Below are 14,231 nucleotides of genomic sequence, written 5' to 3'. Positions count from 1 at the left end.
CTACGCAGAAGATTCAAGACCTGTGAATCGCAAAGGTAGCGTTAATGATGTTTAACGCGGTCTCGTTCTTCTGCCTGTTTTGCCGAGTTCCATGAACTCAAATCGCCCGTAAGGTAGCCGGTGATGCGGCGCATACGCTTAATATTCTCACTGTTGCAAATAGGGCATCTGTTATAGATCACCCCCTTATAGCCACAGTTATAACAAGAGTCTACCGGATGGTTGATAGACCCGTATCCGATCTGTTCATCGTGCATCACACGTACAATTTTAGCAATAGCACGTACATTCTTTTTAGCCTCTCCGTCCAGTTCCACATAGGTAATATGTCCTCCACGTGTAATGGCATGGAAAGGGGCTTCGCGCTTAATCTTATCGACTATGCCGATCGGCTCTTTCACATCGACATGGAAAGAGTTTACATAATAATCATTGTCATTGACCCCGGGAATAACGCCATAACGCTTCTTATCCAAACGCGTAAACCTCCCGGAAAGCCCTTCGGCGGGTGTAGCCAAGACAGAATAATTCAACCGGTATTTTTCTTTGTATTCTTCCACAACGGCGTTCATAATCTGCACCGCCTTATAAAGAGTCTGCCATGACTTATCGGAAGAGCCGTGCCCGACTCCGTAAAGAGCAACCATGGCATTATGGCCTCCGATAAATCCGATACCCAAAGTGCCGCTATTGATTACATCACCTACTCCATCGGACGGATTAAGCGCTCCTCCGCCCTTCCAGACATCATTACCCATCATAAAGGGGAATTGGCGTGCCAGAGCTGTGCGCTGGTAGTCATAACGTCTTTTAAGCTGCTCGGCAATCAGACGCGCCATACGCTCCACGCCCTCGAAGAAGAGCTCTTCGGCTTTACGCTGCACCTCATTCTCATTGTCCCGCTCCACAGCAAGCTGCTGCGCCTTGATCTTCGCTTCGATGGCCAGGCGGGGCATATTCAAAGTTGTAAAAGAAAGATTTCCACGACCTAACGAAGTTTTAGGTCCATTAAGGTTTTCAAATACACGAGTACGGCAACCCATGGTTGCAACCTCGTATTTATATCTCTCGGGGTCTTCGATATTCCACAACTCATGCCTGTTGTATGGCGTATCGAGGAACATAAAGTTAGGGAAAAGAGCCTTGGCCGTAGTACTGCAAGCCTCCAACAGAAGATCGAAGTTTCTGGCCTCAAAAGGTATTTCTCCGGCTACGGCAGCATCAAAATTTTCCATCGCACGCTCCATATCCCTCTCGGAGTAAGAAACGCCGTCCTTGACTTTGAAAATCTGAATGGGAAAGACCGGCACTTCACCGTTATTTCCCAATCCTTCTACCGTTACACGCAGCAATTCACGGATGACCATACGCCCCTCGGGTGAGGTATCCGTACCGTAATTGACCGAACTGAATACCACCTGATTACCGCCACGGGAGTGCATGGTGTTAAGATTATGTATAAATCCTTCCATGGCCTGATGAGTATCCCGGCGGGTATTGTCATAGGCTTGCTGTACCAGCAGCGACAAGGTCTCTTCGCTCAGATCGATACCCTCTTCCTTCAAACAGCCTCTAAGGAAAGACAATTCCGCAGCCGTGGGTTCTATCGAGCACAAACATTTCTCGATGATACGGCGCACCTGCTTATTGTCAGGACTTTCCTGTTTACTAATCTTACCATAAAATACAATAGCACCGGCAAGCTGTTTGCAGAAAGTTTTCCTGACACCCGGAGCCATAAAAAAATCGAAAGCCGGAATAGCCTGACCGCCATGCTGTTCGTTTTGGTTAGTCTGGAATATAATTGTGGCCAGAGTGGCAAAGCTCTGTATACTCTGCGGCGGACGAATACTGCCGTTCTTCGTATGGAATCCGCGCTTATACAGATCGCCCAGGTCATACTGGATGCAGGTAGTCGTCTTGGTGGGATAATAGTCCAAGTCGTGAATGTGAATATCACCCAGAAGGTGTGCCTCTCCGTCGGGTTTGGATAAAAGATACTTGAAAGTATAATCTTTGGTGACTTCGGAGGCGAAAGTCATCATCTGCCCCGCAGGCGTATGGGCAGACATGTTGGCATTACTCAGATTAACATCATTCTTGTCTATGGCGACGATACCGTCCATGACCTGTTTCATCTTCGTCTTACGTTCTCGTTCCCGATTACGCCACTCGCGATAGATGATATATTTTTTGGCCACTTCAGGCTCCACACGCATCAACTCTTCTTCGACCATGTCCTGAATTTCTTCCACCGAAATGGTAGTCGATTTGAAACGCTCGGCAACTCTCGAAGTTATTTGAGCGATTTCTTTATCGTCTTCGTGCTTTCCCGTTGCCACATAAGCTTTGGCTATGGCATTCTTTATTTTACTGAAAGAGAAATCCTCCTTCTTGCCATCACGCTTGATGATGCATAACTCTGCGTAATTCATGCTGTTACTATGTTAAGTCGTTTATAATTGATGTAATAATCATTATAAGGTATAAAAAAATCCGCAGTCTTGTGAAAAACTAACCCCGGGAAGTGAAAAAATTCCACCCCCCGGAGAAAGCAACAAGCTATGAATTAAAGACACCAGATGTCACAGTCTTGCGGCACTTGAATACGTGCAGAAAGAGGTGCGACCCTGGATATATTCAGGAGATGCTTATAGGTAAAGTTCTCCGAAATGGAGTTATTACCCCATGATCCGCATCCCAAAGTATTGGTTACAGCCAGACCGTTCTGTATGGAACCGCCTGCCGTAGTAGCACACGGTGCATTCACGATTATACGCGATACGGAAATCTCGGTGCCGGCTTTAATAATATTTGCCTGATTGTTGGAATGGATACCTGCCGTATGTCCATTGCCTTCGAGGAACAGGTTTGTCTTGGCAATATCCAAAGCCTCTTCAAAATTCGAGTAAGAGAAAGCTGCCATCACAGGACACATTTTCTCCTTGCAAATCAGATCGGCATGGCCGATACCCTTGGCTTCAACCACAATAACGCGAGTGCCTTCAGGTACAGAGAAACCGGCTTTACGGGCAATCACATCCACACCTTTACCGACTATATCGCGGGCGATAGAGCCGTTTTCAAAGATAGCATGACGAATCTTCTCACCTTCTTCATCGTTGCAGATGTAAGCGCCGTGATCTCTGAAAGCCCTGAAAACTTCTTCCTTATCTTTCTCATGATAGATGAAACTTTGCTCGCCGGAACAGATAATACCGTTGTCGAAAGAACGACCGGTAATAACCTTTTCTGCAGCATCATCGAAATCGATGTAGCGGTCCAGGATCACCTGCACATTACCGGCACCCACACCGTAAGAAGGTTTACCGGATGAATAAGCCGCTTTAACCATACCCATACCGCCGGTGGCCACCACAACATCGGCAGCAGCCATAAGCTCCTGCGTCTTCTCGATAGAAGGTTCCTCAACCACCTGAACCATACCCTCCGGTACATGGAATTTGGCAATAGCCTCCTGAATCAGCTTAACAGCATGAGCAGAGCATTTTTTTGCCTTGGGATGAGGAGCAATGATAATGGCATTACGCGTTTTCAGGGCAAAAATAATCTTACTCATCGGCGTAACGACCGGATTGGTCATCGGGGTAATACCGGCTACGACTCCTATTGGTTTGGCTATTTCTATCAAACCGGTTCTTTCGTCAATGGAAAGAACACCCATGGATTTTTTATCGTGCAGATTGTACCACACACCTTTGGATTTGTTTTTGTTTTTAGCCACCTTGTGCTCGTATACGCCCATTTCCGTTTCATCCACGGCTTCGCGTGCCAACACTTCGGCATTGTCATAGATAGCTTTGGCTGCAGTACGTACTATTTCGTCTACGCCTTTTTGATCGTAATGATTTTGATAAATCTTCTGAGCTTTTCTGGCAAGCTCGACCATCTCTTTAATTTCCATTGCTTTATTTCCGTATTATCAGGTTAATGCTTTAATAAAGGTTTCGATAAATCTCCTCGATCTCGTCCACACTCAAGGGCACGTAATTGTTTTGCAGCAGTCGTTGCTGGGTAACCAGCACATTTTCTGCGAAACCTCTTACCTCCTCTTCTTTCATGCCATAGGCACGCAGAGGCTTCTTTTCCATCAAGGCACCGAGGAGGTTGTCCAGTTCTTCATAAACATCTCGAACCGGACAACCCATTGAATCGGCCAGTATGCCATTAACCTCTTGAATCAGACCCTTAGGGTTTTTAGCAAAATATTTCTTGAAAACTTCTGTAAAGAATTGATAGTTGGATTCGCCGTGAGGCACATGGTAGTTACCGCCCAACGGGTAAGACAGCGCATGCACGGCACCCACACCGGCATTGCCGAACGCCACGCCGGCCATATTGGAGGCTACAGCCATCTCGCGCAGGTATTTCAGCCGTTCATCCGCACCGCGTGCAGCAATAGCAGAGAATACGTTCATGATCATTACGATAGCCTCTTTGCTGAACATGCGTGTATATTCATTGCTCTTTGGAGAAACATAAGCCTCCACAGCATGAATAAGCGCATCGATGGCCGAAGCAGCAAAGAAACGCATGGGCAATCCGGCAATCAGCTCCGGAATAAGCACAGCGTGGTCTGCCACGATAGCATCGTCGGCAAGTCCCATTTTAGTATGCTTGCTCTTGATTTCGGCAATAGAGATGTTCGTAACCTCGCTACCGGTACCGCAGGTAGTGGGAAGAATGATAAGTTCCTTGCTCTTGATCAACGGCAACTTGCGCTCAAAAGCATCGACTACGTTTTCCAGATCTTTCAATACAAAAAGTTTGGAAATGTCGATCACCGTACCACCGCCTATAGCAATTACACGATTGTATTCCTTTCCCTTAAGATCATGAAGCATGGCATTCATCATCTCGTCCGATGGCTCGCCCATACCGTATTTCTCCTGCATAATAAAGACGCAGGGCAGATTGAGAGCTTTCATAAACGGCTCGTAAAGGAAGCTCTGGGTGATCACCAAATCATTGGCTCCAAGTTCAAAATCCTTGGCAAACTCTCCGAAATGATCGAAAGAGTGGACTGTGGTTTTCAGTTTAAAAAGTTGCATAATATCACACTTTATTAAGGTTATCTATACCTGACGAATCGACTGTTTCTTACCGCCTTGAGTTCTTCGCGGAAATCGGGATGAGCGATAGCGATTAACGCATCGGCCCTTTGCCTGAGGTTCTTGCCTTTGAGGCGCGCCACACCATATTCGGTAACCACATAATCCACGTCATTACGGGATGTGGTAACGGCTGCTCCGGGAGCAAGCTCCGCCACAATACGGGAGGCCGTTCCTTTCTTGGCCGTAGAGGGCATGGCCATAATGCTGATACCTTCCTTGGACATGGCAGCACCGCGTACGAAATCCACCTGTCCACCGGTACCGCTGAACTGTTTCGAACCCAGCGTCTCGGAACAAACCTGCCCGAAAAGATCTATTTCTATACAGCTATTGATGCTGACCATGTGCTCCAGGTGCATAATGGTAAACGGATTGTTTACATAATCCACAGGGAACAGGCGAACGGTATCGTTGTTATTCGCAAAATCGTATAATTCTTTGGTTCCCATCAGGAAAGTGGCTACCAGTTTTCCACGGTCTATCTCCTTCTTGCTGCCATTGATTACCCCGGCCTTGACCAAATCGAGGACACCGTCCGAAAACATTTCGGTGTGGATACCCAGATTTTTCTTCTCGTTCAGGAACATCAGCACCGCATCCGGTATGGCACCGATACCCAACTGCAACGTGTCTCCGTCTTTGATGAGCGAAGCCACATTTTTCCCGATAGCCTCTTCCACCGGCCCTATCCGGGGACGGGGTATCTCGTACAGCGGATAGTCGCCCAGTACCACATGATCCAGCTCTGACACATGGATAAGGTTGTCTCCCTGAATGAACGGCATCCGGCTGTTGATTTCACCGATTACGATACGGGCATGCCGGGCAGCCGGCTTGGAATAATCGGAAGAAACGCCAAAACTGCAATAACCTTCGCTATTGGGATAAGAGAGTTGCACAATAGCTACATCGACCGGTATCATGCCATTGGCAAAATAGCGAGGCACTTCGTGAAAGAACATCGGGATAAAATCGGCCCGTCCCTCTGCTACGGCATCACGCGTGTTTGCACCCACAAAATTGGTAAGGTGTCTGAAATGGCCTTCACACTCGGGTTGTGCATAGGGAGCATCGCCCAAAAGCAACATGTGATAGATGCTGACGTTCTTAAAATCCTGATAATGACGTTTAAGAGCATCTATACAAAGCTGCGGAGCGCCTGCCGCATGCGACAGTACCACGGTATCTCCGTTTTTGATATAACGGATGGCTTCATCGGCCGTGACCACCTTGTTCATCAAATCTTTCATATATCTTTCTAATTATACTTCTGTCTTATGTTGAAGTATTGTTTTAGCCATATTCCACAAATCGTCATCGACCGTATTCACAGCTATCAAGGTTAAACTTTCTTGTGGAAAAGCATTTTTCAATGTTTCGGAAACCATGCTGTGGAGCGTAGCTTCCTGAGCAGGGCAAGTGCAGCAATGACCCGTAAAAGAAATCCGCACTTCGCCCTCCTCGGAAACATCGCAAAGTTTCACCCCGCCGCCATGCTGTGCAAGCCGAGGTTGTACCTGCCGTTCAAGCACCTCTTTTACAGAATCGAATGTAAAGCTCATAAGCATAGATTTTTACAGGATGAATTGAAATTATGAAGTTTTACGCATTCTTGTCTTTAGAAGGATCTATGTGGGCAATAGCTGCCGCCAATGCTTTTTTACCTTCCAAATCTCCCTGACGGGAAATCATGATACGCTGTGCCTGCGGAGAACCGGCTCCGTGCATGGACTCCGTTCTATAGCCTACGGCCGCAGTACCGAGCGTAATATTTTCGATCAGGCGAAGCACACGCATGCGGTTTTCGGTATCCTTGCCGCGTGCCCCCTGCAGATATTTACGAACAATGGGACCCAGATAAGGATCGCGATAGTCTTGCTCTGAAGGCATTGTTACCATCAAACCGCCGGCAATATCTTCGGCCAAACGGGCTATTTCGTATGGCAGACGGGTAACGTTTTGCTTACAAACGTTGGCCAGGAGCAGGTCTATGATGTAGTTGCCGGAAGCCGTTTTGGTGCCCTCTGCAGAGCAGGCAATACCGCAGGCATACAACGTCTCATTGAGGTGCATCATCTCGATGATCTTGTCTTTGATATGAGAGGCTTTGGGCACACCGTTATAATCGGCAGCCAGAGCAGCAGCACCGATCAGCACGTCACCCACACCGACTTTGCAACCGCCGTAAGACTGTCTGTGGTAACCGGCAAAACGCTCTACCATCATACCGGCAAACTGGTATTCACGGCACATGAAAACACGCTCTTTCGGCACGAATACGTTATCAAAAACAACAAGTGCTTCGTGACCGCCGAAAGTATTATTACCCAAATCGATATCGGCACCTTCTTCCATTTTGCGGGTATCGCAGCTCTGACGGCCATAAATCATCATCACACCGGGAGCATCGCTGGGCACTGCAAAAGATATGGCATAATCGGCGTCGGCCTCTTTCATGGCCACGGTGGGCATAATGAGATGCTCGTGAGAGTTAACGGCTCCGGTTTGGTGAGCTTTGGCTCCACGAACCACAATACCGTCTTCACGCACCTCTACCACGTGCATATACATATCGGGATCAGGCTGTTGCGAAGGGCTGAGACCTCTGTCGCCCTTAGGGTCGGTCATGGCTCCGTCCACAACCAAATCGTTTTCCTGTACGAAAACCATGTAGTCGCGGAAACGTTTGTGATACTCCGTGCCCAACGCCTGGTCCATTTCGTAAGTTGTAGAGAAAATAGCATTGAAAGCATCCATACCCACACATCGCTGGAAGCAAGCTGCAGTTTTCTGTCCCATCAGACGCTGCATCTTCACTTTCTTCACCAAATCCTCCGGGCTTTGATGCAAATGACAGAAACGGTTCACAGTTTTGCCCGTCAGATTGGACGTGGCAGTCATGAGATCTTTGTATTCGTCTTTTTGTGCCAACTCATAGCTCATGGCCACCGAGTTGAGCGACGGGCGAATCATAGGATGATCGACGGGATTTTCAATACGTTTTCCCATCAAATAGACTTTAAGGTCGAGTTTTCTTAAACTCTCAATGTACTCTTCTTTCGTCATCATAGTTGTTATCTTTATGGATTAGACCATCTTACGAAACCTGATGCCCGAAAGTGGGTGGTGTACGGACAAAGGGACACAAGCCAAAGCCTATTGAACTTTACGCTCAACATTATCCGGACTTATTTGTGCCAAAGTGTAATAACCGTAGCTACAGAAGTCTTCTGACCGGCATATCATGCCGATACCTTTTGGGGTATATCCTATGAATAATCGTTCACCCACCATCTCCTATTCCCCCGGAATAGGCGGGCAGCGCATTATGGCAGGTCTTCTGACTTCCTCTTCAAAGCAACGGTCTTCCCAAGAACATCGGAAATACGTCTTAACCGGCATTTCCATTCGCTCAGTGACCTAAGAAAGTTGCTCTCTAAACGAGGTTACAGCTGTGGGGGCAGTTCCGGATTTTAACCGGATTCCCTTTTCAAACGTATCGCTTGATTGGCGATACATTCACCATAACGGTGTCAAAGGTATGAAGCTTTTTTATACTCACCAAATTATTTAGATACTTTTTTCCATAATAAAATAAAACACCGATTTTTCAGCCATGCCATAAATGCTGAAAAAGCCCGATGAAAGAATGCGAAAACCAAGCCCACAGAAAGTTTCGGGTTTATTCCGACTGTTCAAAATCGGGAAGAAAAAATTCTTTGCCTGATGGTTGAAAATTCTTCAGGCAAAGAAAAAAAATCCAAGTTAACTTCGTTGAAAATCCATCAGGCAAAGAATTTCTATCCTTTGCCCGAACTTTTTTTGACCAATATGCAAGACAAGCTTGTTTGAACAAAAATAAAAATCCGCCTGCTTTCCGTTTACACGAAAAACAGACGGATTTGAATTTATGGTATCTGCAAGATTACTGCACCAAACGAATAATCTTCGTATTCAATATACCGGCAGTTTAAAGAGCTTTATCAGTGGGTACCTGTTGAACATCATTGGTCCAAACCTGATTTGCCATTCTCTTGTAATTGTTGTAACGCCATTGGGCATTGTCTTTAGCAGCCTGGAAAAGTTCATCGGCTTCCTTGGGGAAGACTTTGGCCAACGAGTTGTAACGAACTTCACCTTTAAGGAAGTTGTGGAATTCATCCCAGTTCGGCTCTTTGCTATCGAGTGTGAACGGATTCTCACCTTTGGCTTCCAACTCAGGATTATAACGCCACAAGTGCCAGTAACCGCACTCCACAGCGCCCTTGGCTTCTCTTTGGCTCTTACCCATACCTACTTTCAGACCGTGGTTGATACAGGGAGAGTAAGCAATAATCAACGAAGGACCATCGAATGCCTCCGCTTCACGAATGGCTTTGAGCGTCTGCGCCTGATTTGCACCCATGGCAATCTGTGCCACATAAACATAGCCGTAAGTGGTGGCGATAAGACCGAGGTCTTTTTTGCGGACACGCTTACCGGAAGCTGCGAACTTGGCAATGGCGCCGATAGGCGTACTCTTGGAACTCTGTCCGCCGGTGTTGGAGTAAACCTCGGTATCGAGTACCAAAACATTTACATTCTCTCCCGATGCCAGAACGTGGTCCAAACCGCCGAAACCGATATCGTATGCCCAACCGTCACCGCCGATGATCCATTGAGAGCGTTTCATGAAGTAACTCTTCATCTTGTCCATACGTTTGCAGAGGTCGCAATCACAGGCAGCAACCATAGGCTTAATGAGGTCGCCCAGTCTCTTGGCTTCATCGGAGTCGTTGCGTTTTTCCAGCCACTCCTTGAGCAAAGCTTTCAATTCGTCCGAGCACTTGTCGCTCTCCAGAGCTTCTTCTGCAGTAGCCACCAAACGCTCACGCATCTTCTTGTTACCCATGTACATACCCAAACCGAACTCAGCGTTGTCTTCGAAGAGCGAGTTAGCCCAGGCCGGACCTTCGCCACGACTGTTGGTGGTATACGGAGTAGCAGGAGCAGAGGCAGAATAGATAGAAGAACAGCCGGTAGCATTGGCAATCATCTGACGATCGCCAAAGAGCTGTGTAAGCAGTTTAACATAAGGCGTTTCACCGCAACCGGCACAAGCACCGGAAAACTCGAACAGTGGCTGAGCAAACTGAGAATTCTTGGGATTGGCTTTTACGTCTACCAAATGAGCTTTGCTGGTTACGTTGGCAAAAACTTTATCCCAATTCTTCTGTTCGTCATACTGCTCGGTAATCGGCTTCATGATCAGAGCCTTTCCGTTCTTATTGCCCGGGCAGACATCGGCACAGTTACCGCAACCGAGACAGTCCAATACGTTAACCTGAATACGGAAGCCCATATCGGGGAATTGCTTGCCTATAGCTTTAAGCGTACGTACGCCGGTCTTCTCTTCTTCCTCCTTGGTCAGAACGAACGGACGGATGGTGGCGTGAGGACAGACATAAGCACACTGGTTGCACTGGATACAGTTATCTGCCTGCCACTCGGGAACCACAGCAGCCACACCGCGCTTTTCGCTGGCAGCCGTACCATTGTCCCAGGTGCCGTCTTCACGGCCTACAAAAGCAGAAACGGGCAAAGAGTCTCCGCGCTGAGCGTTGATAGGACGTACGATATTGTGAATGAAGTCCGTATCCTCGGGGTGACGAACCGGTTCTTCATCAGGCAGGTTAGCCCATTCCGGCTTAACTTCCACCTTAACCACATCCCCGCCACGATCAACGGCAGCGTAGTTCATGTTTACCACATCTTCACCCTTCTTACCGTAGCTCTTGACAATGAATTTCTTCATTTGCTCCACTGCCAGCTCATAAGGGATAACATTGGCAATCTTGAAGAATGCAGATTGCAGAATGGTATTGGTACGATTACCCAAACCGATTTCACGGGCAATCTTCGTGGCATTGATGATATAGAAGTTTATATTGTTCTGAGCCAGATATTTTTTGATATGTACAGGCAGATGGCTTTCGATTTCATCTTCACCCCAAAGAGAGTTCAACAGGAACGTACCCCCCTTCTTCAAACCGGCCAAAACATCGTACATACGCAGATATGCAGGCACGTGGCAGGCTACGAAGTTCGGGGTTACCACAAGGTATGTGGAACGGATGGGTTCGCTACCGAAGCGCAAGTGAGAACAGGTGAAACCGCCTGACTTCTTAGAGTCGTAAGCAAAATAGGCCTGACAGTATTTATTGGTGTTGTCACCGATAATCTTTACAGAGTTCTTGTTTGCACCTACCGTACCGTCGGCACCCAGACCAAAGAATTTGGCCTCGACCACATCGCTATCGAAGTGTATGTCCTGCTCAAGCGGAAGAGATGTGAAAGTGACATCGTCCACAATACCGATGGTGAAACGATTCTTAGGCATCTTCATATCCAGATTCCTGTACACGGACATGATCTGAGCCGGTGTGGTGTCCTTAGAAGAAAGACCGTAACGACCACCCACAATTTCGGGAGCATCGGGCTTGCCGTAGAAAGCGTCCTTGACATCGAGATACAGAGGCTCGCCATTAGCACCCGGTTCTTTCGTTCTGTCTAATACGGCAATACGTTTAACCGTTTTGGGCAAAGCTCCGAGAAAATGCTCTACACTGAAGGGACGGTAAAGGTGAACGGCCAACAATCCGACTTTCTTACCCTCCGCACGCAAGTGATCGACTACCTCACGAATGGTTTCGGTTACCGATCCCATGGCAATAATTACATGCTCGGCGTCTTCCGCTCCATAGTAGTCGAAGAGGTGGTATTGACGACCGGTAACGGTAGCCACCTTGTCCATATACTCTTGAACGATGACAGGAACAGCGTCGTAGAAACGGTTGGAGGCTTCTCTGTTTTGGAAGAACACGTCTCCGTTTTGTGCCGTACCGCGTGTTACAGGAGCTTCAGGATTGAGAGCACGTTTGCGGAACGCCACAAGGGCATCCTGATCTACAAACTGAGCAAGATCTTCGGTATCCAGAGCTTCGATCTTCTGTATCTCATGGGAAGTACGGAAACCATCGAAGAAATGAATAAAAGGAATACAGCTCTTCAGAGTGGCCAAATGAGCTACTCCGGCCAAGTCCATAACCTCCTGTACCGAGCCGGTGACCAGTTGGGCAAATCCGGTGGTGCGGGCAGACATAACGTCCTGATGATCGCCAAAGATAGAAAGAGCATGAGATGCAAGCGTACGGGCCGCCACATGAAAAACACAGGGCAGCAACTCTCCTGCAATCTTATACATATTGGGAAGCATCAACAAAAGGCCTTGAGATGCAGTATAAGTACTGGTGAGCATACCGGTCTGAAGCGAACCGTGAACAGCCGCAGCAGCCCCGGCTTCACTTTGCATTTCCTGAACAAGAACCGTTTCGCCGAACATGTTTTTACGGCCTTGTGCTGCCCACTCGTCTACATACTCAGCCATTGTAGAAGATGGAGTGATGGGATAAATAGCAGCCACTTCGCTAAACATATAAGAAATATGTGCTGCAGCCTGATTACCATCACAGGTAAGATACTTCTTTTCTTTTGCCATTTTAATTAAACTCCTTTTGGATTTTTTATAAGTGATTTTATCTTTTTCTAATTCTGTTACTTCAGTTTCCTTTTTAATATAAGAAACCGAATAACCATAAAGGTATTTCTGCGCTACGACCATCGAACAAGTTATGCACCGCATAATAACAGCCTGCACCTAAGCGCGTACCGGGTTGCTCCTGCACCTTAAACGGCAAACGGCCATCCAGCAAGAAATCAGTTCCCGCACATTCGCCCACATCGACATGATGACCGCTGTAACGGAGTTGATTCAAGAAGAACGTCCGCAAATTATTTTCCTGGATCATAACCTCCGGATGCATAACGTAAGAGAGATTGGTATTATCGAGATAAACACGAGCCGGCTTCTTCGAAAATTGAGCCGTACCGGGTTTATACAAAAGAGTGATAAGACGTGCATCATTAAGGTATTTCAGGTAATTCATCACTGTAGCGCGCGAACTCTCGATCTGACCGGCCAACTGCGACACATTGAGTGTAGCGGGCGCTTCCAACCCCAACAAATACATCAGCCTGCGAATCTTGTAAAGAAAACGCTGCTCTATCTGCTTAATAAAAAGCACATCCACCTCAAGAGTCATGTTGATGGTTTTAAGCAGGTTTTCAGAATAATTGGCATCTTCCAAAAACAAAGGATAATAACCATGATGCATATAGTCCTGCAAAAGGTCATTGGGATTAACAGCTTTCAGAATATCACGGGCAATTGCTTGATGATTCTCCAAAATCTGCTGCAAAGTAAATGAAGGCAAAGCCAGATTTCTCTGAATGTTGATATACTCTCTGAGAGAAAAACCGGGCAATGTATAAACAGAAACCAGTCCGTTAAGATCGGGGTTCTCTGTCGTTAAGCGCATCACACTGCTACCGCTGAATATAATTTGCAGCTGCGGATAACGCTCCATACAGGCACGAAGCTCTGCACTCCAATCGGAGTACTTGAATAACTGATCCAAGAGCAAAACCCGACCACCCTCACGAACAAACTCACCGGCAAAATCGACCAACGTTTCCGTAGTAAAATAAAACTGGTTCAAATTGATATAAAGACACTGGCGATTTCCGGCTCCATAGTTCTCGCAGGCATAGTCCAGTAAAAAAGAGGTTTTACCTATACCGCGGGGACCTTTGATACCGATAAGTCGGTCTTGCCAATTGATTCTGTCCATCAACTGACGACGCACCAAAGGCTTATGATTCCTCAATAAATAATCATGTGTTCGGTAAAAATAGTCCACGTTATTAGCCATTTACGGGTAGCAAAGATAACGCAAGATTTTATTAAATGCAATATAGATATTACAAAAACAGCAAACAATGCCATAAATATGCTCTCTCCAATGACATTTTATAACAAAAATTCATATTAAAAGTCTTATTCTCACTTCAAAATCTCTAAAAACAAGCTATCAATACAAAAAATCATACGGTTTCAAAATATAGGGTGCGATTAAGTGAAAAGACTTTCACAAACATGAGTTCGATGTAAAGAAAACGCCTTTTATCAAACTCACATTAATTAAACCAACCTTATAA

The 14,231-nt window shown here is 46.7% G+C and carries 8 protein-coding genes and 1 riboswitch; all 8 genes read right to left on the bottom strand.

Annotated features, from left to right (window positions below; all coding sequences use genetic code 11):
• Positions 1-41: 41 nt before the first annotated feature.
• Entirely contained in the window at positions 42-2,435 is a 2,394-nt protein-coding gene (locus A3GI_RS0103225; protein ID WP_018360036.1) for an anaerobic ribonucleoside triphosphate reductase, read from the bottom strand.
• Positions 2,436-2,569: 134 nt separating this feature from the next.
• Entirely contained in the window at positions 2,570-3,925 is a 1,356-nt protein-coding gene (locus A3GI_RS0103220; protein WP_018360035.1) for an aldehyde dehydrogenase family protein, read from the bottom strand.
• Between the two features lie 31 nt (positions 3,926-3,956).
• Positions 3,957-5,072: a 4-hydroxybutyrate dehydrogenase gene (locus A3GI_RS0103215; protein ID WP_018360034.1), complete on the bottom strand. Its 1,116-nt coding sequence runs from the start codon at positions 5,070-5,072 to the stop codon at positions 3,957-3,959.
• 20 nt (positions 5,073-5,092) lie between these two features.
• Entirely contained in the window at positions 5,093-6,385 is a 1,293-nt protein-coding gene (locus tag A3GI_RS0103210; protein WP_018360033.1) for an acetyl-CoA hydrolase/transferase family protein, read from the bottom strand.
• A 12-nt stretch (positions 6,386-6,397) separates the two neighbouring features.
• Positions 6,398-6,697: a NifU family protein gene (locus A3GI_RS0103205; protein WP_202898680.1), complete on the bottom strand. Its 300-nt coding sequence runs from the start codon at positions 6,695-6,697 to the stop codon at positions 6,398-6,400.
• 40 nt (positions 6,698-6,737) lie between these two features.
• A complete protein-coding gene (locus A3GI_RS0103200) occupies positions 6,738-8,204 on the bottom strand; it encodes a 4-hydroxyphenylacetate 3-hydroxylase family protein (protein WP_018360031.1) in 1,467 nt (488 codons plus the stop codon).
• Between the two features lie 244 nt (positions 8,205-8,448).
• Positions 8,449-8,677: riboswitch (cobalamin riboswitch) on the bottom strand.
• A gap of 428 nt (positions 8,678-9,105) precedes the next feature.
• The gene (nifJ, locus tag A3GI_RS0103180) at positions 9,106-12,672 is read right to left on the bottom strand and encodes a pyruvate:ferredoxin (flavodoxin) oxidoreductase (RefSeq protein WP_026215903.1); all 3,567 of its coding nucleotides are present in this window, start codon (positions 12,670-12,672) and stop codon (positions 9,106-9,108) included.
• Positions 12,673-12,745: 73 nt separating this feature from the next.
• Complete coding sequence (locus A3GI_RS0103175) at positions 12,746-13,933, bottom strand: AAA family ATPase (RefSeq protein WP_025079512.1); 1,188 nt, start codon at positions 13,931-13,933, stop codon at positions 12,746-12,748.
• Positions 13,934-14,231 lie beyond the last annotated feature (298 nt).

Origin of the sequence: Porphyromonas macacae DSM 20710 = JCM 13914, from assembly GCF_000379945.1 — a bacterium.
Taxonomy (GTDB): domain Bacteria; phylum Bacteroidota; class Bacteroidia; order Bacteroidales; family Porphyromonadaceae; genus Porphyromonas; species Porphyromonas macacae.
This window is presented reverse-complemented; position numbering and strand designations above follow the sequence as displayed.

Coding starts and splice junctions, on each gene's coding strand:
- A3GI_RS0103225 (WP_018360036.1), bottom strand. CDS start 2,435: ATGAATTACGCAGAGTTATGCATCATCAAGCGTGATGGCAAGAAGGAG.
- A3GI_RS0103220 (WP_018360035.1), bottom strand. CDS start 3,925: ATGGAAATTAAAGAGATGGTCGAGCTTGCCAGAAAAGCTCAGAAGATT.
- A3GI_RS0103215 (WP_018360034.1), bottom strand. CDS start 5,072: ATGCAACTTTTTAAACTGAAAACCACAGTCCACTCTTTCGATCATTTC.
- A3GI_RS0103210 (WP_018360033.1), bottom strand. CDS start 6,385: ATGAAAGATTTGATGAACAAGGTGGTCACGGCCGATGAAGCCATCCGT.
- A3GI_RS0103205 (WP_202898680.1), bottom strand. CDS start 6,697: ATGAGCTTTACATTCGATTCTGTAAAAGAGGTGCTTGAACGGCAGGTA.
- A3GI_RS0103200 (WP_018360031.1), bottom strand. CDS start 8,204: ATGATGACGAAAGAAGAGTACATTGAGAGTTTAAGAAAACTCGACCTT.
- nifJ (WP_026215903.1), bottom strand. CDS start 12,672: ATGGCAAAAGAAAAGAAGTATCTTACCTGTGATGGTAATCAGGCTGCA.